At 70.3% G+C, this 22,494-nt stretch carries 6 protein-coding genes; all 6 read right to left on the bottom strand.

The annotated features are described in order from the left end of the window. Nucleotides 1–17 precede the first annotated feature (17 nt). Nucleotides 18–1,307 (bottom strand): phage major capsid protein, encoded by a 1,290-nt coding sequence (locus ACGFR9_RS10845; RefSeq protein WP_280843910.1) that lies wholly within the window; start codon nt 1,305–1,307, stop codon nt 18–20. Between the two features lie 226 nt (nt 1,308–1,533). Next, the gene (locus tag ACGFR9_RS10840) at nt 1,534–3,372 is read right to left on the bottom strand and encodes an NUDIX domain-containing protein (protein WP_393205487.1); all 1,839 of its coding nucleotides are present in this window, start codon (nt 3,370–3,372) and stop codon (nt 1,534–1,536) included. 140 nt (nt 3,373–3,512) lie between these two features. Continuing rightward, a complete protein-coding gene (locus ACGFR9_RS10835; RefSeq protein WP_358278826.1) occupies nt 3,513–3,722 on the bottom strand; it encodes a hypothetical protein in 210 nt (69 codons plus the stop codon). A gap of 1 nt (nt 3,723) precedes the next feature. Further along, nucleotides 3,724–4,329: a hypothetical protein gene (locus tag ACGFR9_RS10830; protein ID WP_393205484.1), complete on the bottom strand. Its 606-nt coding sequence runs from the start codon at nt 4,327–4,329 to the stop codon at nt 3,724–3,726. An 833-nt stretch (nt 4,330–5,162) separates the two neighbouring features. Beyond that, nucleotides 5,163–5,432 (bottom strand): hypothetical protein, encoded by a 270-nt coding sequence (locus tag ACGFR9_RS10825; protein ID WP_393205481.1) that lies wholly within the window; start codon nt 5,430–5,432, stop codon nt 5,163–5,165. An 11-nt stretch (nt 5,433–5,443) separates the two neighbouring features. Further along, nucleotides 5,444–22,471, bottom strand: coding sequence for a hypothetical protein (locus ACGFR9_RS10820; RefSeq protein ID WP_393205478.1), 17,028 nt, complete (start codon nt 22,469–22,471; stop codon nt 5,444–5,446). Nucleotides 22,472–22,494 lie beyond the last annotated feature (23 nt).

Below are 22,494 nucleotides of genomic sequence, written 5' to 3'. Positions count from 1 at the left end.
CCTCACCCGCGTGCGGGTCAGCCGGTGGGCTGGGTCCAGGTGCCGATGACGAAGGACTCGGGCCGCGGGACCTCGAGCGCCAGGCGCTCGTCCGCGCGGAAGGTGATCAGGCCCTTCTCGAAGTTGTCGGCGTTCTCCGAGGAGACGGTGACGCTGACGTTCTCCCTGTCGTGGAGCTGCGCGCCGAGGCCGAAGGCGCCGATGAGGAAGTCCCCATCCGACATGGCCGTGGTCTCGACGACGTTCAGGCGCCAGACCTTTTTCTCCGCGCCGATGGCCACGGCGATGGCGACGCGGAAGGCCCCGTTGTCGTCCTCTTCGACCTCGACGTGCTCCCACATCGTGGGCGACAGGACGATGCCGGTCGGCTCGTACTCGGCGAGGAGCGCCTTGGTGATGGCACGCCGGATCTGGACCGAGTACTTGTCGGTCGCCAACCCGGTGTACTGCTGAACGCCGGGGGTGTTGTAGATGCCGGTGAGGGACTGGCCGTCGCCGACGGAGTGGAGCAAGTCCCAGTCCTCCTGGTACTTGACGCCCTCGACCATGCGCCCGTTGATGAACGTCTTGAGCCTCGGTTCGTCGCTCAGGATGTTCTTGTGCGCGTCGATCAGGTGCGCGACCTCGGCGACCGGGTACATCACCGGGGTCAGGGACAGCTTCGACCGAGGCGCGCGGCCCCAGGTGTCGGTGTCCGCGCCGGTCGCCGGGCTGGTGCCGTCGGCGCCGTAGCGCTCCTTGACCTGCCTCGCGTTGTTCGTCCAGCCGGTCTCCCGGGCGCCGTAGAGGACGGCCTGCTTGGTCGAGGACTTCGGGAACAGGTCCCGGATGTGCCACTTGCGGTAGGCCCGCTCGGCGATGCCCAGGTTCTGGACGCTGCCGAGGGTCTGGTGCGTGACCGTGCCGGCGCTCAGAGAGAAGATCGACTTCCCCTCCATCGCGGCGCGGATGTACGGGCGATCGTCGAAGCCCGCAGCGCTGGCGCGCTTGAAGGAGTCGGAGTCGACGAACATGTCGCCCAGAGACTTCTCCTCCATGGTCGGGGTCTTGCCGTAGTGCGCGGCCGCGGCCGGCGTGGTCTCCGGGGCGTCGAGGTACTGCTTGATCTCGACCAGGCCCTGCTCGGCGTCGATGAGCGCCTTGATCTCCTGCGCCTCGCTGGAGACCTTGCGGAACTTGGTTGCCTGCTCGGTGGAGACGACGAACCCGCCGTCCTCGACCTTGAAGGACTTGCTGATCTCCTCGGCCTCGGCGCTCTTGGCCTGGAGCTGCTTCTGCAGTTCCTTGATGCGAGCGTTGTCGGGCATTGCTGCTCTCTCCCTGGTGCTGGGGTGCGGTTGACGTGCGTCGCTCCGCCCGGCCAGCACCGGGACAGCCTCAACGCGAGGCGGGAGTGAAGAGGGAGAGAGGGGGTAACGTCGCGCGCTGCCCGCTCAGGGAGTCGAGAGTGGGCAGCGCATAGGTTTTGACCTGCGATTTTGCGGGATGGTGCGCACAGGGTGCGGGAGCAAGGGTGAGACTGAGTCGTGCGACTCAGCTCCGCATCATGGCGAGCGCGGACTTCACTTCGTCCTCGTCGAGCCGGACCGTGTCCTCGTCGACGTCGTCCTCGGCGGGCGGCGGAGCCTCCTCCGTGGGCACTTCGTCCTCGTCCTCCTCGTCGTTGAACGAGTACTCGTCCCACAGGTCCATGCCGGTAGGGCCAGCCGTGCGGTCCCGGGGGGCGGCCTCCGGGGCTCCGGTGTCGTCGTCGGCGACGTCGAGGCCCTTCGCGGACAGAGCGGCGATCAGCGTGCGCACCTTGTCCCGTACGCCCGTGAGTTGGTCCGGGTCGGCCTCAGCGGTGTTGATGCGGGCAGTGGCATCGGCGAGGGCTTCCACGGTTGGCTGCACGACGCGGGCGTCGACGTCTTCCGAGTCGGTGGCCGTGCGCTGCGCGCTGGCGCCCTCTGGGAGTACGACGGTGGCGAGTTCGACGGGCTGAGGGGTGCCGAGGCTGATCTCCCCGTTCGCGGTGGCCGTGTACGGGATGGCGTAGTGGCTGCTGCGCCGCTCGTCCTCGCTGTGCACGGAGACGATGACGCGGTCCGGGTAGGTGCCCTCGATGCACGTCCAGGTCTGGCCGTCCTGGTCGAGGAGTTCGCGGACGCTGTCCGAGAGACGGGCGCGGAACTGCTCCTGGGACTCGGGCAGGGGGTTGGGGGACATCGCAGAAGCCTCCGGAAGGGGCGAGGGTTGGCTCTTGGCCTCGGCGACCGTGGAGCGGGCGGATTTGTGCTCGATGCGCGGCAGGACGGAGCGGGCGGCGGCCACTGCGGCGCGTGCGGACTTCGCTTCCGTGGTGCCGAGAGCGGCGTAGGTGTTCATGACGCCGGCGGCGAACTGCTCGGCCTCGGCGCTGGGCTTCTTGGCCGCCGGGCCCTGCGGCAGGGTGGCGCCTGCCAGGAGGGACCAGGGGGTCTCACGGCATGCAGGCCGGAGCAGGGACATGTCGGGGAGGGCAGTGATCGGCCACCAGGCGGTGACCTCTGGCGTTTCGCCCTGAGGGTCGTCGGGGTTGGTCACCCGTCGTTCGCTGGGAGGCCGGTTCAGCGGTATGTGGGACTCGCCGGGGACTATGGCGACGAACCCGCGGTAGATGCCGTTCGGGGCGGTCCAGGAGCCGACGACGCTCGCCGATCCGGGGAGTTCGGCGCCGGTCTCCTCCTGCCACTCGCGCAGTGCCGCGGCGAGCGCGTCCTCCTCCTTCTCCAGGTGCCCGCCGGGGAACTCCCAGGTTCCGGCGGCCGGGTCCTCGTCGTCGAGGGCGCGTTGGATGAGCAGGACGCGGCCGGTGTCCTCGGCCTTGAGGACGAGTCCGGCGACCTTGATGCGGTCCTCGTCTTTCCCTGCGTCGAGTTCGACGACGTTGGGCGTCGCCTTGTACTCCATGCCGGGGTTGGCTGCGGCCTTGACCTCGAGCGCCCGGGTCATCGGGTGCGCGCCGTGCAGGACGGGGCTCACTTCGAACAGGTCGAGGCGGTGGATGACACGGACGCCGTCACCGCGGCGGGTGGCTCCGTCTGCGGGCACGCGGTAGCCGATGGAGAACGCGGCTTCGCCGTGCTCGTACCACTGCTTGACCTGCTCGTAGGTGTCGCGGCCCTTGCTGGTACGCCGGTTGTACTCGACGGTTGCGACCAGGGCGCCGGCCTCGGCAGGCCAGTCGGGGACGTCGGCGAACCTGGGGTCGCCAGGTAGCCACTCCTCGACGTGCAGGACGACGCCGACGGCGTCCTTCCATTCGTGGTGCCATACAGCCTTGACGCGACGGGTGGCCAGGGTGTGGGCGAAGGCGCCGGGGACGATGAGGTCGTTGACCTCGTCGACCACGCCAGTGACGGCGTAGATTGCCCGGCTGGTGCCTCGCAGGGTGTTCGGGTGTGACGATCTGGTGGGTGGAGCGCTCGGCACGGCGGGGAACCTCCGGCGGTGGACAGTGGGCCGCCGGGCACCGTGCCGTTCGCGTCTGGCTAACGTCCTGCGCTGGCTCCTGCAGGTTCCTGGGCGCCCTCAGCGGCCGAACGCGCCGTGATGTAGCCGCGGGTCCAGAACTGATAGCCGAACTGCTGCTCCGCGTTGCCGAACCTGTTGTACGGGCTGGAGTCAGCGGGGTCGCCCGCCTCGAAGGCGGCCTTGCCTTCCTGCTGGAGCGCGAGGGCGGTGCTGCGGGTCAACTGCACGTCAGCTCCCTTGCTGGAACATCGAGTCCTGTACGCCGCGGTTGCCGAGTGGGGCGTCCGCGGGCGGGGCGGAGGGTTCGTCGGCCTGGCTGTGGGTGCGGGTCATGTGCGCGCCGTCCACGTCGACCGCCCACGCGTCCGGATCGGTGTAGCGCCATACCTGGCCCGTACTGTCCCTGACCCACCCGGTCAGTGTGCCGTCTGGAGCCCGATCCAACCAAGCCTGTTCACCGTTACTGCCGGTGTACGCGGAGAAGGAGTCGGCCGGGTCGGTCTCGTCGCCCTCGTCGTACATGTCGCCCGCCCAGGGCCGGGCGTCGTCGGCAGGCGGCTCCGGCACGTCGACCGGCTCCTCGCCCTCGGCCGGGGGATCGGCTCCCTCTGCGGGCGGTTCGGCGGCTGGTTCCTCTGGGGGCGCGGTCGGGTCCTTGGGCGGCGCCGCGGGGTCCTGGCCCATGTCAGCGGAAGGGTCCTCGAGCGCCGCTGCGGGGTCGTCGCCCTCGAGCGTCTCCTCCTCGGCGCCCTCGGGCTGCTCGTCGTCTTCTTCGTCCCCGAACGGCTTACCGCCCTTGGGGAGAGCCTTGATGGCGAATCCGTATCTGGTCACGGCGACACGATGCGGCGCCAGATCGTTTGTGTCCTGTCGCGGGAACCACAGAGTAGCCCGATGACGTCTGTGCGAGCCTAACCACGAGCAGACGAGGCGTGATGCCAACACCTCAACGACCCCGACAGTCCAGGTTACGAGTGCGACAGCTGCCGCCACGGCCACCCACCAGGCAGAGGGCCCCGTCGCCTCGCCCGCCCGCAGGGTCAAGGGGATGGCTGGCGCTTCCCGCCCGCAGGATCCGCCAGTGGTACCAGGGGGTGGACTGGGCAAAGCACACTGCTGTCCTTGCTGCTGCCGTAGCCGCAGTAGGCCTAACAGTCACAGCTTGGGGGACTGTGAAGTCGGCCGAGCTGGCCAACGACCAGCTCGCACAGTCTCAAGATCAGAGAGTTGAGGATTCACGGAAGCAGGTTGCCCTCATCACCTATTGGCGCGAAGCGGAGAACTACGTTCTAGTCAACAGGTCTTTGGACCCAGCAAACATCTGGGTCAAGGAAGACGGGGCATACCTCTCCCTGGGACCGATGCCACCCTGCACGCGAGTCGAAATGCCAATTGAGAAGCTAGCGCAGCTCTTCTCGCGGAGCGGGCAATGGTGGGCACTGAGAGGCCTAGCCATTAGCGACGCGAACGGCAACCTCTGGGAACGTGGCCCGAACGGTACCCTTCGCCCGCTTTCGCCGGACGCTTTGTTCCCGGACACCCAAGAGGGGGCCGTGGTCTTTTCCCTCCTGTCCCTGGGCACGTGGCCCACCACCGACATGGAACCGTGTGGCGGGTAACAGCTCATCACGATCGTTCTTTGCGTAATTCCGCTAGAGCGATCTTGGTCAGTTGCCCAGAACGTGCACCCTTCGCGGTACGGCCCCGCTCTCCTCGATCACGTTGGTGTACTTGCGGAATATGGCGAGGACGGACGTGCCGTCGTCCCCGGCAACGGCCCTTATAGGACCGATTGGTGACAGGGCGACCGTTTCGCCCATGTGGAGCTCCACCAGAGCCGCGGCCCGGTGCGACCCGATTACCGGGCGGTCCGACCGCCCAGTGACCTGCACGACATAGGTCGCACCGTCGGCGAACGAGCCGGTGACGGTGAACATGGTCTGCCTCCTTATCGGGTGGCCATCAAGCCCAGGAGGAACGCCCGCAGGTCGTCATCCAGGTACCAGTCGCCACTGAACATCGCCTGTACGGACCGGGCGAGGGTGTCACCGGTGTCCGGTTGCGTCTGCTGGCGACGCAAGATGCGGCTGAGAGTGCTGCGCCGCATGCGGCGGGCGCCCGGCCGGCCGGTGTGGGTCTGGTTGAACCAGAACGCGCGCTGGGCGGCGTCCAGGTCTCCCAGGTGCTGGGCAAGGTGCTGCGCCAAGGCGTGCCCGGCCGTACCGAGCCCGTCGTCGGCGAGATCAGCGACGGTGATCCTCTGCCCGTCGGGCTCGTACCGGCCCTCGTCGCCGTCCACGGCCGTCACGCGGCGCGCGGCAGGGGTGTTGAGCCACGCCCGAGGCACGAGGCGCTGCACGCCCCGTACGGCCCGCTCGGCGTCCGGCGTGGAGTCCGGGCCGAACACGATGCTGGCGCTCCCCTCGGGGCCCATGTTGCGGACCTCGGCGAGGGTCGCCGCGACCGCGTCCGGGACCGCCGCGGCGTACTGGGCCCGAAGGTCCGCCCACTCTCGGCGCGCGGCCGTGGCTTCGGCCCGAGCCGCAGTGATCTCGACCTCGAGGTCGGGGTCATCCGGCAGGGTGCCGCCCGTCCGCGCGGCCTGGAGGTTGACCAGGCGGCGTTCGGTGAGCGCCATGTAGTCGTCCGCGCGCTGCAACGTGCCGTGAGGGTCGCCGCCGAAGTCGTCGCCGAGAGCTTCGGCCAGACGGCGCGTCACGTCCTGGTCGACGTCGCCGCCGGCCGCCCTCAGTGCTGCCAGATGGCGGAGCGCGGTCAGGCCAGGGCCACCATCCGCGGCCTGGTCCGGCGCCCACTGAGTGCGGTCGCTTCGGCCCGGGAGCCGCCCGGCGGCAAGCTGCGCCCACGTCGTGGGCCTCCACCACGTGACACGGCGCTGAGCCTGGCCGAAGCGACCGGCCTCCGGCATCAGGCCAGCCCAGTGGGAGATCCGGGCGGCCAGGGACTCACTGTCGGCTCCGGGCAGGTCGAGGGCGCGGTGCAGGCGGGCCAGGCGCCGGGACTCCGGCCACTCCCGTACGCGACGGACGAGGCGGCCGAGGAAGGCGCGCAGGCGACGCAGGCGCTCGCGGGCACTGCGGTACTTCTCGGCGATCTTCCGGGCTGCGGCCCGCACAAGTTCCGCGAAGCGCTTGGCGAGACGGACAAGCGCGGCCACGATCCGGGCGAGCAGACCCGGCTGGCGGCCGGCCTGCGGGGACACGGCCGTGACTCGGCGGGCGATCTGCCGGGCGGCGGCCTGTCGGGAGCCGTTCATCTGCTGAGCGAGGACGCGGGCGATGCGGTCGGCGTCGCCCGGGTCCACGCCCGCGGCCTGGAGCTGCTGCATGATCGCATTCACGGCATCGTCGACGTGCCCGGCGACGGTGCGGGCGACGTCTGCATCGCCGCCGTTGCCGGGCCCGTTGGGGGCGCCTCCCATCTGATCGGGAATGAGGCTGAGGAGGTCGCGGGCTCGCGCGGCGAGGTCCTCGTCGCTCTCGTCAGGCAGCGGCTCCAGGTCGTTGATGGTGCGCAGGGCGGCGCGCACCGTCGCGGTGTGCGCCTTCTGCCGTGCCCGCTTGAGGGCCTGCAGCGCTGCGGAACGGTCGCGGCCGGTGATACCCGCAGCGTCCAACGCGGCCACGGCGTCGTCGCGAGCGGCCTGACGTGCATCGCGCAGGGCCTCGGCGGTGAGGCGCTGGGCGATCTGCTCACGAAGCGCGTGGATGTCGCCGGGCGGTTCGGTGCCCGCAATCGCCGCGTCGATGATCCGTGCGGCGACCGCGCGGGGGTGGTCGGCGACGATGCGGTCGGCGTCGGACTGCGGAGACGGGTTGGGGTCCCGCGGAGCACCGGCGGGCGGCAGGCTCGGGGTCGGCGCAGTCGGGGCGCCCGGTACAAGGGCGGTGTCGTCTGATCCGTTCTCGCCGTCCGAATGGGGCTCACTGAGCTGCCACAGCGGCATCGCTCCGTGGACGACGCGGCGGCGTGTACGGCCGTCCTCGCCTTCCAGGAAGAGGCTGCGGGTACCGCCGGGGCCGTCCTCGACACCCCGGACGCGGTAGACGCGTACGCCGTTGCCCTGGTTGTCGGGTATGGCGATCGTGTCGTCTTCCGCGACCTGTGCGGCGTTCGACGGCCGCGGCCGGTTGAGCTCGGGCGGAGGGGTCCGGCCGATGGCCCGGTCTAGGTGGTTGGAGGCGCGCAGGGCGGCGCGGCCCTCCGGGGTCGAGGGGTCGGCGGAATCGCGGAGTTGCGCGGCGAGTGCGGCGGCCTGTTCCGGGGTGACGGGCAGGTCGGCCGTGATGCGTACGGCGGCCTGCTGGGCGTCGGGGTCGTCGTCCGGGCCGTCGGCGAGGTCCCCGATGACGTCTCGGTCGCCCATCGTTAGGTCGGGGTCGACGGTCGGGCCGGTGACGGGTTTGACGCGGTGCGGCGGCTCGTGCACGGTCAGGTCGTCCGGGGCGTCCGGTGCGTCGTCCGGCCCGAGGTCGGGCGGAGTGTCGTCGGCGCCCTGGGCCCGGGGGATGACCTGGGAGGCGTCCACGTCGATCTGGCCGATCTCGGCGGTGGTGGTGTCGGCGAAGTCGATGGTGACGCGGTCGCCTTCGCGGTGGATACCGATGACCGCCACGGTGGTGGGCGTGCCGTCGAGGTCCAGGACCACGATGTCGTCCTCCTTGAGGTCCGCGGCCGCCGGGTCGTCGATGCCGGTGACGGGGTCGGTGCCCGGGGCGTCGTCGCGCACTTCGCCGGCGACGCGGAGGTCTCCGGCGCTCCGCGTGATGGTGCCTTCGGCGGTGGTGATGGTGACGCGGTCGCCGTTGACCTCGTCGACGGGCCCGAGGAGAGCGCCCTCGGCGTCGGTCACGATGTGCCGCGGGGTCACGCGCTGCCCGGAGGAGGTCCAGCCGTCGGGGCGGTCGCCACCGGTCACGGTGAGGGTGTTCGGAGAGAGTCCGTCGGCGGTGTCGTCGTTGTCCCAGCGCACCGACACCGTGGTGCTGGTGGCGCCCGTGACGGTGCCCTCACGGGTACGCAGCCCGTCAACGCCGGTGACGGTGCTGCCCGGGAACAAGCCCCGGCCGTTCCGGTCCGCGGGGACCAGGTCGGGGAGGCTGCCCGCCTGAACGGCGCTCTGAGCGCCGCTGGTCGGAGACCCGGGCACCACGTCGTCGGGCGTCTCGGCCCGCGCCGCGGTGGCGTTCAGCGGCGTGAAGACGTTGCCACGCTTCCCGGTGCCGTCCGGGTTCTCCGTGACGTACGTGCGCAGCATCCGCTCCGTGCGGCCGTTGCGGGTGACCTCCACGTCGACGGGCCCGGTGAAGACGTAGCCGGACCGCGTGATGGCGCGGCCGTTCCTTGTGCGGCCGTCCATACGGACCATGTCGCCCTGCACCAGGTCGCGGACGCGCGCCCAGTGTGCGGGCTGACCGCCCACGGGCTCGGGTTCACCTTGCGGTTGGTCGGCCGGCGCCGAGGGCGCGGCGGGCTCCGGCTCTGCAGGAGCGCGGTCCGGGGCGGGCTGCTGGCGCGCGGGGGGCGTCGCGGTGCCCGGCGTCTCCGCCTGCGGGGTGTCCGCGCGGGACGAACGGTCGTCGCGGTCGTCGGCCGTGCTGGACACCTCGTCGGGCCGCGGGCGGCGGCGGACGACACCCAGGTTCGGGAATGCCTCGTCGATCTCGGTGTGCTCCCCGTACTGGTTGGTCCAGGAGCCTTCGGCCGGGAACCGGTAGAGCTGCTGGTTCCCGAAGGCGGAGAACTGCGAGCGGTACTGGAAGGGCTCTCCCTCGCCGGTCACCGTGGCGTGCACGGTTCCCACGTACTCGTCCTGCGGCCGCGTGTTCTGTCCGCGGCTCGTGGCCACGGGGAAGCTGATCTCGTCACCGGGACGGATATCCGTCAGGTCGATGGGGATCGAGTAACCGGCTTCCTCCTCGAGGGTGTTCCAGTCGGCTTCCTGCTGGCTCCACGTCCGGTGGTGCAATGCCTGGCCGCGGTCGCTGTTCCACGGCTCGTAGAGGTCGTTGAAGCCGTACAGGCGTTCCGTGATCTCGTCGAACAGGCGGTTGCCGTCGGCGGTCCGGAACGCGCGGGCGCGGTCGGCGACGTCGGGGGCATCCCACGGGAACGCGTTGCCGTCCGTGTCCTTGATGCCGTCGAGGACGCTGGCGTAGCGGCGGGCTTCCGCGGCGCTGTGGAAGCCGCTTCGGAACAGGGGCTGCATGCTGCCCGGAAGGGCCACGTCGAACCGCCGCCCACTGCGACTGCCGGCGCGACCGGCCTCGTTGCCGTAGATGAGGAGTCGGCCGCCGTCGGAGAGCTGGGTGCTCTCGGCATCGGCGATCTCCGCGCGTTCCTCGGCTGAGGGCACGTCTCCACGCTGGTTCTCGGGCACCTCGTCGAGCTGCCCGCTGCGGATGTGGTCCCGAAGGGTCGCCTCGTCCGCGAAGCGCGGCGTGGCCGGGTCGTACGGCTCGGTCTCCGGGGTGGTGGGTTCCTCGGTCTGCCCGGCTTCCGCCTGGCGGCGCTGCTCCTCCTCGAACTGCTGCCGGCCCTGGCGGTCGTTGTCCCGGTAGGTCTGCCGGAACTGGTTGTACGTGATGCGACCGCCGTTGGCCTTGTACCAGTCCTTCAGTTCCTCGCTGGCGTACTTCTCCCAGAGGTTGAGCTTCGCGAGTGCACCACCGGAGAACAAGTCTCGTTCGTTGATGCCGCTGCCGTACTTGTACTTCCGGGCGTAGAAGTAGCCGTTCGTGGCGTCGATGGCGGCCTGGTAGCGGGCTTCGTCGAAGTCGGCGAACTCCGCACGGATGATGTCCTCACGGGTTCGGCGCACGCGCGGGACGTCGGCGCCCCCAAAGCCGAGGGCCTCGTCGACGGCCTTCGCGCGGCGCTCGGCCTCTTCGGCGTCGGCCGGCGGGGTGTCCGGCAGCACGTCACGAACGCGCTGGTCGGTGTAGCCGTCGCGGCGGTCCATCTCCGCCATAAGGCGCTTCTGGTCCTCGTCGCTGAGGTCGTTGCTCCACGCGTCGACCAGCTCGTCGTCTTCCAGGCCGGTGAGGTCGTCCGGCAGCGCCCTCCGTTCCGGCGCCGGCTCCGGCTGGGCGGCGGCGGCCCGCTGCTGCTCGAAGTCGTCGAGGACGGCCTGGAGTGCCCGCTGCAGGTTGCGGCCCTCCCCGTCGCGCCACTGCCCCACGGTGCTCGGGCCCCACGCCTGCTGCCAGTCGAAGGGCTGCCTGTCGCGACCGGTGATCTCCTCGAAGCGGCCTGCGAGCGCGCGGGCCTCTTCGGGGTCTTCGGTCGTCAGAGTCAATCCGGTCAGGTTGGCGCCGTTGCGGGCCTGGGCGAAGCGCCACAAGGTGGTGCCGTCTTCCTGCTGTTCGGGCCACGTCACCAGGCCCCCGCCCGGGGACAGAGCCAAGCCGTCCCGGTCGGCCGCCTGTGCCAGGGCCTCGCGCCGCTGCGGAGTGTCCTCGGCAGGGGTGAGCCCATCGCCGTTCTTCCAGGCGCGGCGCAGCGAATCGACGTCGCGGTGCCGCATAGGGGTCCGCCCGCGGTCGCGCGTGCCGCGGCTGTCTCCGCCGTCCCCGTTGCCGTCGGCGCCTCCGGTGTCCGGCGTGTTGAGGTCGGGCAGGTTCAGGTGCGGCAGGCCGGGCCCACCGGGACCGCCGCTGCCGCCACCGCCGTTGCGGCGACGTCGGCGACGACGCCGGTTGCGGTCGTCCTGCTCGTCGTCTTTCTCGGCCTCCGGCTCGTCCTGCTCGTCGTCGGAGTTGTCGGGCGCATCGTCGGGGTTGCCGTCCTCGTTGTCGGCGGGGGTGTCCGGGGTACCGGCGCCGCCTCCGTCGGGGGCGGCGTCCGGGTCGGCGGCGTCGCTGTCCGCGTCCCCGTTCCGACGCTGCTGGCGTTCCTCGTCGTCGTCCTGGTCCTCCTCAGAGTCCTGGTTCGTAGCGTCGGGGGCTTCGCTATCGTCCTCGTCGTCGCCGCGGCGATCGTCCTCGTCCTCACCCCTCGCGATGCGGGCGGCCTGCCGGAACAGGTCTGCGGCGCGTTCTCCCTCGGGGCCTCCCAGCTCGTACATCTCCGCGAGGTCGTCGAGCCGGTCGGCGGCGGAACGGAGCTCGGCGTCCGGGTCGTCGGAGTCCTCGGCCCTGCCCAACGCATCACGGACCTCGCTGACCTCGGGCAGCTCGTCACCGCCTGCCCCGTCGGTGGCCTGGTCGATAAGGCCGGTCATGCGGTCGGCGCGGTCCTTGGTGCCGCTGCTGTCGGGGGTGGCTTCCGATTCGTCGGCGGCGGGCTCGTCGACGTCCGGCTCGGAGGTCTCCGGTTCGTCGACGTCCGGGGCGTTGTCGGCATCGTCGTCGGCGGACCGCTCGTCGGTCTCGTTCTCGGGTATCTCCTCGTCGGGGTCGCGCAGGCGCACCTGGGCGTCGGCGTTGTAGAAGCGCTCCTCGCCGTCGTCGGTGACGATGCGGGTCCGGCCGCGAGGCGTCTTGACCGGCGGCTCGGACACGGTGTGCGTGCGGCCGTCTGCGTCGGTGTACCGGTCGCCCTGGTTCAGGTCGGCGGCGTTGCGCATGCGCGCCGGGCGCAGGCCCTCGGTGCTGCGGCCTTCGGCATCGGCGATCATGTCCGGCGTGCCGAAGAGATCGTCGGGCTGGTCCTCGGGGTTGTCGACGTCGGCGGCGCTGCTCGGCTGCTGGGTGGTGGGCTGGTCGACGTCGAAGAGTCCGCCGGGCTCCTCGGTCGTCCTCTTCGGCTTGGGCTCCTGCTTCGGGGCCCGGCCGGCACGGCGGGCCTCCTCCGCTTCCAGGACCTGCAGGCGGGTGCGGTCCGCGCCGGACAGCTCATCCGCCATCTCCCGGCCCATCAGGTCGACGATCTCGTCGCGGATCTCGCCATCGTCCATCGAGGACGGAGCCTTGGACCCCTCGGGGCGTACAGCGTCGAGCTGGTCGGACACCTCGTCCGGAGTCAGGGTGACGGTGTCGCTGGCCTCCGTGTCTTGGTCGGTGCTCTGGTCCTGGTCGTCCTCGTCGTCCGGCTCAGCCGTGCTGGGGGCGTCGGTCGGCGGCTCGTCGCTGCCGCCGTCGTTCGTGCTGTCGGCGTCCGGGGGGTTGTTCTCGTCGGTGTCCGCGGCGGCCGCCGCCTCCCGCTCGGCGCGACGGCGCTGCAGGTCGGCGTCTGCCTCGTCGATGCGCTTGGCGTACGCCTTGTAGGCCCGGACTTCGCTGGGGTCGGACTCAAGGCCTTCGCCGCCCTCGAGCGTCCATGCCCACTGGAGGAGGGCGCGGTGTACCTCGATCGGGCCGGTCACCTGGAGTGTGCCGCGGCGGCCGGGCCTGGCTTCCTTGAGGGCCTTCCGGGTGTCGGGGTCCTCCATGGCGGCGGTCTCGTCGACGTTGAGGAAGTCGGCGAGTGCGGACGGCATGGTCAGGGTGACGAAGTCCTCGGGCTTGTCCCACGCGTACCGCAGGGGCTCGTCCGGCTCGTCGGTGGCGGTCGTGTCGGCGTCCGGCTGGATGCTGGCGAGGGTGTCGTTCACCTCGTCCTGGGAGAGGCGAACGACGTCGTCCTGGTCCTGGCCGTCGTTCTGGGCGCCGGTGTCGTCCGCGGCTGGCATGTCGGCCGGCGGCTCGTCGCTGCTGCCCCCGCCGGTGGTGTCAGGTGTCTCCGTCTCGGCGGTGTTCGGCTCGTCGACGTCGGTGTCGGCGTCCTCGGAACTGCGGTCGCTGGTCTCCGGGGCGTCCGGCTGCGGGGTGGTGCTGGGCTCCGGGCTGAGGCGGGCGAGGGCTTCGCGCACCTCGTCCTCGGAGAGGCGGACCGTGTCGTCCTGCTCCGGTGCCGGGTTCTCTTCGTCCCAGCGGTGCAGGTTCGCGACGGCCTCGTCGACGGCGGCCTGCAGCGGCTCGCGTTCCTCGCGCCGCCCCTTGGCGATCTTCTCGCGGTCGTCCTTGTTCTTGTACCGCTCCTTGTCGAGTTCGTCGGGGTCGATCTCCGGCTTCGCGTCCAGGTTGGTGACGCGGGCGACGATCTCCTCGAGCAGGTTCGACCGCTTGCGAGCGTGGTCGATCTGCGGGGTGAGGTCCGCGGCCGCGTGCGCGGACTGGAGCAGGGCTATCTGCTCGTCCAGCTCCGGCACCTTGGCCCGGTCCGACTCCTGCAACGCGGGCGCCTTGTCGAGGGCGTTGCCGAGGCGGGTGATCATGCCCGACCCGGCGCCCTTCTTCTGCAAGTCCTCCACGGTCCGCTCGAAGTCGGACTGCCGCAGGTCGGGGAAGCCGACGTGCGCGACGAGCTTGCCGTCCGCTGTCTTCTCGGTGCGGACACCGAAGTCCAAGCCGCGGAACTGGCCAAGGATGTGCCAGTCACTCAGGCCCTCGCGGTTGTGCTCCAGGAGGCGGGAGGTGATCTGGCGGTGCAGGGCCTTGCCGGCGTCGGAGCGCTCGCCGTACGGGGAGCCGCCAATGGTCATGCGGAACCGGTCGTCGGCCTCCTGGATGCGGGGCAGGGCCTGCTCGCGGCGGTGGATGCCGTCGCGGGTGGCCTGGGATTCCTGGCGCAGCGCATCGAGGGCTTCGGCGCGGCGGATACGCTCGGCGGCCTCGTTGTGCTGGTCGATCTCCAGATCCTTGAGACGGCGCTTCGCCTTCATGAGCTGGCTCATGAAGGGGTTGCCGCCGATCTCGGCTTCCATCGTCTCGTAGTCGAACTCGGCGCCGTCGATCTCCTGGACAACGTCGCTGGAGTCGCCGTCTTCCGGCTCCGGCCGCTGAATGTCGATCAAGCCCTCGGCCTTGGCTGCGACGAATCCGGCCTTCCAGCCGTCCATGGAGCCCTTGGTCGCGTAGATGTCGATCTCGACTTCGGGGTTCAGGTTGCCGTACCGCAGGATGCGGCCGTTGCGCTGCTCCATCTGCGCGGCGCCCCAGTCGAGGTCGACGTGCGAGAGGGAGATCATGCGGTCCTGGGCGTTCATGCCCGTACCCGCGACGGCGCTGGAGCCGATGAGGACCGCGATTTCGCCTTCGCGGGCCTTCCGGAACAGCTCCGTCATGTCCTCGGGCTTGCCGGACTTCTTGGCGTCCTGGACGAAGGCGATCTTGTCCGCGGGGATGCCGCCCGCGACCATGAGCCGCTTGAGTTCGGCGTAAGCGTCGAAGTTGCCCTTGTTCTTTCCTCCCGGGACGCCTTCGTTCAGGAAGATCATCTGGAGAGCACCCGGAACCGGGTGGTTGACGAGGCTGTCGAGGGCGACCGGATAGAGCCGGTCCTTGTGCTGGTGGTAGCGCTCGATGTGCCGGTCCGCGACGGCCTTCAGCTTGTTGCCGGCCGGGGCCTTGGCGTCGATGAGCCGCGGGTCGAGGGCCACGCTGGTGCCCTCGTTGGACACCGCGAGCATGTTGTCCTGGTGGCGGTCGACCTCACCGTTGTGGATCGCGCGACCGCGGGCGACGAGCCCCTTCAGACGCTTCTTCTGGTCGGGCGTCGCGTCGACCATGATCAGGTTCGGCTTGCCGCCCCTGAGCTTCGGACGGGGAATGCCGACGTCGTCACCGCGCTTGGTGTCCGCGACCAGGCCCCACATGGTCTTCATGGCGCGCTTGTTGTGGAACTCGGAGAACCGCTCCACGACGCGCAGGCCGGAGCCGTCGGGGGCGTTCTCGATGCGCAGGGTCTTGCGGCCGAAGGTGTTGGCCCACAGGTCGGGGGCGCCCGCCTTGTAGGCGTCCAGCACCCACGGCGCCGCGAACATCAGCATGGTGAACTGCTCACTGATGCTGTTCGACAGCGGCGTACCGGTGGCGAGCGTGATCGTGGCTCGGCCCTGACGGCGGCGGTGCAGGTCGCTCGTCTTCTGATGCAGGTCGACGCCGCGGATGGACGCCTTGTCGCCGCCACCCTCCTTGGAGCGGAAGCCAACGCCCTTGTACCGGTGAGCCTCGTCGACGACGAAGTAGTCGAATCCGAGGTCGTCCCAGTACGTCTCACCCGGTCGCCGCATCGGGGCGGCGTTCTTGTTGATGTTCTTGCTGACCGTCGCAATGCGCTGCTCGATCTTCGCGACGATGAACGGGTGGTTCGGGTTGTCGGCGTCCTCGTACTGGCGGTCAAGCTGCTCGCGCAGCGCCTCCAGCTCCCGAAACTCATACTCGTCCTGAGCCTCCGGGCTCATCTTGATCGAGCCGAACGCCTCTTCAGTGAAGATCACCAGATCCGGCCTGTTGGCGCGCAGCCACTCCAGCGTGCTGCCGCGCCGGTCGCCGGCCAGGTCCGCCGAGGTGATCAGGTGGATATCGGCGTTCGGGTACAGGAACCGGGCCTCGTTGTACCACTGGCGCGCGAGGTGGTTCGGCACCACGGCCATGGGCTTCTCGATCTGCCCGGACGCCTTGAGGGCCTGGGTACCCATGACGAGCGTGGACGTCTTACCGAGGCCCACCTCGTGGGCGAGGATCACGCCCCGCTCGAACTGCATCCGGGCCGCGCCGGAACGCTGCCAGGGGTGGGGGTTCCGGTCGGGGGTGAAGCCCTCCAGCGTGGGCGACATGCCCTCGTACGAACGGACGATGTGCCCGTTCATGATGCGGTTGTACGAGTCGGTGAGGACGCTCAGCCGATCAGCGTTCGCCGTGGCGTACTTGGCGAACTCGGCCCGCATCTGGTCGGCCTTCTGCCGGATCAGACGGGAGGTCGCCTCGTCGACTTCCTTGCGCTTGTCGTCCTCGTAGACGGTCAGCGAGCCGAAGCCGAGGATCGCGCGGGCGATCTCCACGGCGTTCTTGCCCTTGTTGCCCTTGATGCCGTTATCCGGGTCGGGCTCGACGGCCGGAACGCCGTACATGACGTTGTTGGCCTCGGGCACGCGGCCGGTGTTGAGAATCCAGCCGTACCGGTCGTCATGCGCGACACGGAGTGTGCGGTCGCCCAGGTACTCGCGCAGGAAGCCCTGTAGAAGCTCCGGCGGCGTCCAGTGGGCGCCCATCTCCGGGGTGAACTGGCCGATGGTGCGGTCCGGCGGCTGAACGGCCTCCAGCGCGGCCACGTTGACCGCATACGCCGGGTCGCGCTCGGCGGCCTTGCGGGCGGCGTCGAGCTTGTCGCGGACGGCGCCGGACAGGTAGGCGCTGGCCAGCTCGAGGCGGCCGGTCTCAGGGTCGGTGAAGACCTCGTTGCCGAGGCGCTTCACCGCTTCCTGCGGGGTGACGTCGAGAAGCCGGGCGATCTCGCCGAGGTCCACTTCGCCCTTGGCGGCGACGACCGCGGCCAGGGCCGCCTTCGGATCGTTGGTCGAGGAGAGCGGCTGTCGACGGGCCGCGGCGCGCTCGGTGAAGACGCGGGAGAGGACGGGTTCGCCCTTGTTGGCGTCCCACCGTTCCAGAGCGAGGACTGCCGCGGCGTCCGGGTCGGCCCGGAAGTAGCCCCACGCCGTCGGGCGGCCGCCCTGGGTGCGGTGCTGGCCCGGCTTGGACAGGGGGCCGTACTCGGCGACGTAGGCGGCGTGCAGGTCGCGGAGTTGGGCGCGCAGCGCCTCGGCGCGCTCCTCCTCGTCGTTCTTCCGGTCCAGTTCGCGCAGTTCGGCGGCGACGTCGCGGAGCTGCATGAGGTCGCGAAGCTGGGCGGTGTTGCCGTCGGCGGGCTCCAGCAGGACCGGTTCGGCACCGTTGACGTGCTGGTAAAACTGGCCGTCACCGCCCTCGTAGAGGCGGCCGGTCCAGTCGTTCGCGTGCTTCTCCCGGGCCGTCTGGAGCTGTACCGGAGGCCGGTTGTCGCCGTCGGGGTGCGGCTCATAGCCGCGGCCGTCGGCCTTCGCCTTGGTGGCGATGTCGTCGAGCGCGGCGCGAAGCTGCTCGGCGGCCTTGGCCGGGTCGCCCTTGACGGTCACCTCGGGCCCGTACGGGCCGGACTGCGTGGTCAGCGTGCCGAGGATGTGCTCGGGGTGCTCGTCGAAGTAGGCGTTGATGTGGTGTGCGGTGCCGTTGATGTCCCGCTCAGGGGCGTCCAGCCATGACGTGTCGGCTGGCTCGGTGCCGTCCTCGCGGCGGCGGAACACGAGGACGTCGGTGGTGACCCCGGTGCCGGCGTCGGTGAAGACGCCGGAGGGCAGGCGCACGGCGCCGACCAAGTCGCCGTACTTGGCCATCTGGCGGCGGGCCTTGTCGCCCTTGGAGTCGAGGGTCTGGCGGGAGGTGATGACGGCGGTGATGCCGCCGGGCCGGACGAGGGCGATCTCCTTGGTGACGAAGCCGTTGTGAAGGCTCTCTGCCGGGTACCGCTTGTCATCGAACGGGACCCGGGCGAAGGGCACGTTGCCGATGGCGGCGTCAAAGGTGCCCGGCCGGGCGTCGGTCTCCGCGAAAGACTCGTTGAGGACGTTGGCATGCGGGTAAATCGCCTGAGCGATCCGGGCCGTGGTCGGGTCCAGTTCGACGCCGGTCAGGCGGGCGCCGTCCGGAGCGACGCCGAAGAACGTGCCCGCGCCGGAGCCGGCTTCAAGGACGTCGCCGCGGTCGAAGCCGAATGCCCGAAGGCCTTCCCACATCGCCTCGGCGATGGGCTGCGGCGTGTAGTGCATGGACAGCACGCCGCGGGATGCCTGCCGGAACTCCACAGGCGTGAGCACGCGCTGCAGCTCGCTGCGAATGTCGCTGTACTCGGACCACCGCTCATGGTCCTTGGCGAACTTGCCGTACCGGGTGCCGCCCTGCTGGTAGCGGGGCTCCTTCTCGTTCGGCTCGTTGGCGAAGAGGATCGGTACCGAGCCCCAGCCGGACCAGCGGGCGAGGATGCGGCGCTCCTCGTCGGTGGCCGGCCGGTTCTCGGCCTCCAGCTTCTTGAGGACGCGGATGGCCTCGACGTTGGCCGTCGCACGCGCGCGGGCGCCCTTGGGCGCGTCGGCCGGGTTAGGCCGGAACCGCGCTACGCGTCGTACATCAGGTCCCTGATCTCCTGCAGGTGCTGCTCCATCGGCGTCTGCTCCGGCGCCTTCTCCGCCCCGGGCTCCGGCTCCGGCAGAAGATCCGCCAGGACCATCGCTGTTGCGTCCGCCCTGATCTGCTTGTGCCGGCCGACCTGCTCCTCGTACTCCGTCGGCTCCGGAACGGTCTTCTCCAGCGCCTCCTCGGCCTTCAGAATCTGAGTCTCGATCTCCCTGGCCTTCGTCTCGACGAACGCCTCCGGATCGGTCATCGCCGCCCACTCCTTGGGCCGGTACGTCCGCCAGTGATCCCGGACCATCGGACTGAACATGTTCGTCATCGTCGCCTCCCAGCGCTGCACGGAGTGCGGCCTGCTGTGCCTCGATCTCCTCGCGGGAGATGACCTTTCGGTCGTCGTTCCCGCCATTCTTGCGGACTGACTCGCGCTGCGCCTCAATGCCGTGCAGAGCCACGTTGATGGACGCGAGCCGGGTCTTGGCCTTCTGGCGGTCGGAACTGTCCGCGTCCCGGTCCGCGGCCCGCACGGACATGTCCCGGGACAGCTCCTCCGTCACCCGGTTCAGTTCGGCGAGGAGGCCTTCGGGCACCCACAGCTTCCGGCCCTTGATGTGGTGGCCCTTTTTGTTGCTGGGCACCAGGGGGTTCACGCCGTCGTCCCAGCCGTACCGGTCCCGGAACAGGCTGTAGAGGTACTGCCGTTCCTCGCTGGCGCCGGCGAGCCGGTCGCGAAGACGCTCGTTCTGGTAGAGCTCGACGAACATCTTCGGCACGAACACGGGGCGCTTACGGCCCCAGGTGCGCTCACCTCGGGTGTCGGGGTCGTTGTCGTACGCCTGGACCATCGCTGCCAGAGCTGCGGCGCGGGAGGGATAGGCGGTGTCTGCGTGCCCCCAACTGTGCTTGCCCCAGGTCCACCCGATCTCGCGGGTCGTGTGCCCGTGCGTCTGGTCCCGGTAGTCGACGTAGCCGTAATCGCTGCCGCCGCCGATGCTGATCATGCCGTTGTCGTCGGGGTTGTCGACGCGGGCGACGAGCTGCTCGACCTCCGGCGTGGAGCTGCGGCGGTTCTGCTCGGCCTCCAGCGCGGCCATGCGTTCCTTGCGGGCCGCCTTGACGTCGTCGGTCCCGGTGTACGAGGAGCGCGTGCGGCGAAGCTCGGTGTACTCCGCCTTCAGGTCCTCATCGCTCAGGTTCTCGGGGGCATCGCGGTCGGTGATGGCCCGCTTTTCCCGGTCGCGGCGCTCCCGCTTGACGTCCTCCATGCGGCCCTCGAGGACCTGCTGCGCCTCCGGAGGGGCCTTCCGGAAGTCGCGCCGGAGCAAGTCGTTGTACTCCTGCGACAGTTCCTCGTCGGTGAGGTCGGCGACCGGCGGCCGATCGGCGATCTTCTGGGCATGGCGGCTCTGCTGCTCGCCCACGATGGCGTCGTGCCGGTTCTGCAGGGCCTGGCGCATGGTGCGCTCGGCCTCGGGGTCGTCGCCGGCGGCCTGGTGCATGCGGACGCGTTCGGCGATGGTCTCGCGGGCCTTGGCCAGGTCGTCCTCGGCGGCCGTGGTCAGGTCGGTGTCGTCGTCGACGAGGGCCTGCGAGCGGCGGCGGCGCTCGCTGTAGATGGCCCGCTCGACGTCGTTGGCGTCCTGGCCCTTGCGGGCACCGTATGTACCGCGCTCCTCCTGTGACTCGCGGATGCGGTTGGCGATGTCGTCGTCGCTGAGCGAGGAGGCGTCCCGGGCGGCGGCCTCGTCCCGCTCGATCCGGCGGCGCTTCAACTCGTCGTCGATCATTGCGATCTCAGAGTTCAGACGCTTGCGGTTGGCCTCAGAGCGGGTGCGGTTGAGCGATCCCCACCGCTCGTACTTCAACTGCGACAGGCGAGGGTCGTCCGCGTTGGCGATGGCCTTGCGCAGGGCCTCGGTCTCGTCGACGGCGTTGGCCGGTGCATCGGGGCTGCCCGCGGCGGTCTCGTCGGTGACGTGGATGTTGCGGCCCTGGCGGGCGAGTTTGGACAGGACCTCGGAGATCCGCTCGTCCCGCGTGGCCTCGGTCATGTTCGACTGGGTCGAGTACGCCCGCAGGGACGGGGCCCACTTGATGGCGCGGGTGGAGCCCACGGCGTCGTAGTCCCGCTCGTCGCCCTTGATGGTGCCGCGGAAGACCATGACCCGCTTGGCGGGCTTGCCGTCCTTGCCGGGCTTCATCACCCACGCCGCGGTGATCCGGTCGCGCTGGTCCGGGTTCTGGGCGGCGCGGTGCAGCCGGGCCATCACCGCGGCGCCCTGCTTCGGGTACTGGGGGACGGGCACGGTGACGCCGTCGATCTTGGCCTTCGGCGGGTAGCCGCGCTCGCTGGTCGCGGCGACCTGTCCATCGGGGCCATACAGGGTGATTGATCCGCCGTCGTTGACGTAGTGGTAGCCGTCGACCCCGTCGACGGGGTCAGCACCCTCGGGGACGGCCGGAGCCGGTGCGGGTTCCGGCTCCGGCTGCGCAGGGGCGCCGGTCTCGTCCTGGGCCTGCGGCGCGTCCGGCGCTGGTGCGTTCTGTCCGGCCGGGGCGTCTCCGCCGCGCTCCCTCTGCCACTTGGCGAGAGCCTCGTCGACGACCTCGCTGAAGGACTGGTTGTCCTCGGAGCGCCACCGGCTGATGGCACCGCGGGACATGTCCAGCGGCTCGCCGTTCTCGCCCTTGATGCCGGAGGCGACGAGGAAGCGGCCGAAGCGCTGCGCCTCTTCCTGCGACTCGAAGCGGGGGTGCAGGGTCTGCCCGCGCAGGGTGTAGCCGCTGCCGGTGGCGACGAGGAGCCAGTCGCCGTTTTCGTCTCGTCGCGTGACGAGCTGCCCACGGCCTACGAGCTTGAGCCGGTCGTCGTTGATCAGGGTGTCCAGAATCCGCACGGCGTTCTGCGTCTCGGGGCCGCCCTGGCTCAGGCGGGTACGCATGTCAGTCCAGTGCGCGCGGACGTCCTGCAGGGTGGTGAAGCGCCGTCCGTCCGCGGCAGCGGCGGAGGGGGCCTGTGCGGGCTTCGGGGAGGCCGGGGCGGTGTCCGTCCCGTCGAACTCCTTACGGGCCCGCTGGATAGCGCCCTGGATGTTCTCGCCCCTGGTGGAGCGCCAGTCGCGGGCCTCCCGGTCCAGTTGCGGGTCGGAGAAGTCGAACGGCTGCTGAAACTTGGTGAGCTGACCGTTCACGGCGGTCTTGTCGAGGTGTTCGGCGAATCGGGCGGCGTCCTCGGCGGTGGCGAAGGTGCCGGCGGCGTCGACGCGCTGTCCGGAGCCGGTTGCAGTGAGGTTCCAGCGGCCAGCGTGCTCGGGCCGGTCATCGAGGAGGATGACGAGTCGGCCGGACGAGGTGGTCCGCAGGTCGTCGTCGTGTGCCACCGAGCGCAGGAAGGTGGCCATGTCCGTGCTCGTGCCGGGCTGGGCCGCAACCTGCATGAAGTGGCGGCGGACGGCGGCGGTATCGGCGTACCGGGCCCCGGCGGCGTGCTGCTGGTTCGGCAGGGCATCGACGTTGACCGGGTGGGCGCCGTCCTCGGGCTCGTCCTGGTCGTCATCGTCGTCCGGGCCGTCGCCGTCGTCCTCGCCGATCGGGCGGCCCTTGTCGTCCTGGTCGTGCGGGTCGTTCGGGGTGTTGGGGTCGCCGTCGTCGTCGCGGGCAACGCCGTTGCCGCGGCGCGGGTCCTGGGTGCGCCGCTCGTCCTCTTCGGCGACCTTCTCTTCGTCGTCGGTGGGTGCGCTGCCGTCGGGGCGCGCGACCATGCTGACCCACTTGGCACTGGTGGTGTGCCTGCGGCCGCGGAACTCGTCCGGGCCGGTCTGGTCCTGGACGAGGATGCGGTCGTGCGGGAGCGCGCGGATGACGCGCGCGAGCTTGCCGCCCCAGGTCCTCACCACCCCGCCGGTCTCGATGAAGCGGCCCTTGCTGTCCCGGGGGTGCAGAGCAGGGTTCCACGGCCGACGCGTGACCTTGACCTCGAGGTCGCGACTCAGGTCCTGCGACTCAGCCTGTGCATTGGGGCGATTCAGCATGGCGCGGACCATGCACAGCACAG

The organism is Streptomyces sp. NPDC048584 (assembly GCF_043199595.1).
Taxonomy (GTDB): Bacteria; Actinomycetota; Actinomycetes; order Streptomycetales; family Streptomycetaceae; genus Streptomyces; species Streptomyces edwardsiae.
This window is presented reverse-complemented; position numbering and strand designations above follow the sequence as displayed.

Excerpts from the sequence above, each read along its gene's own strand:
- ACGFR9_RS10825 (WP_393205481.1), bottom strand. The coding sequence starts at position 5,432 with ATGTTCACCGTCACCGGCTCGTTCGCCGACGGTGCGACCTATGTCGTG.
- ACGFR9_RS10820 (WP_393205478.1), bottom strand. The coding sequence starts at position 22,471 with ATGCTGAATCGCCCCAATGCACAGGCTGAGTCGCAGGACCTGAGTCGC.
- ACGFR9_RS10845 (WP_280843910.1), bottom strand. The coding sequence starts at position 1,307 with ATGCCCGACAACGCTCGCATCAAGGAACTGCAGAAGCAGCTCCAGGCC.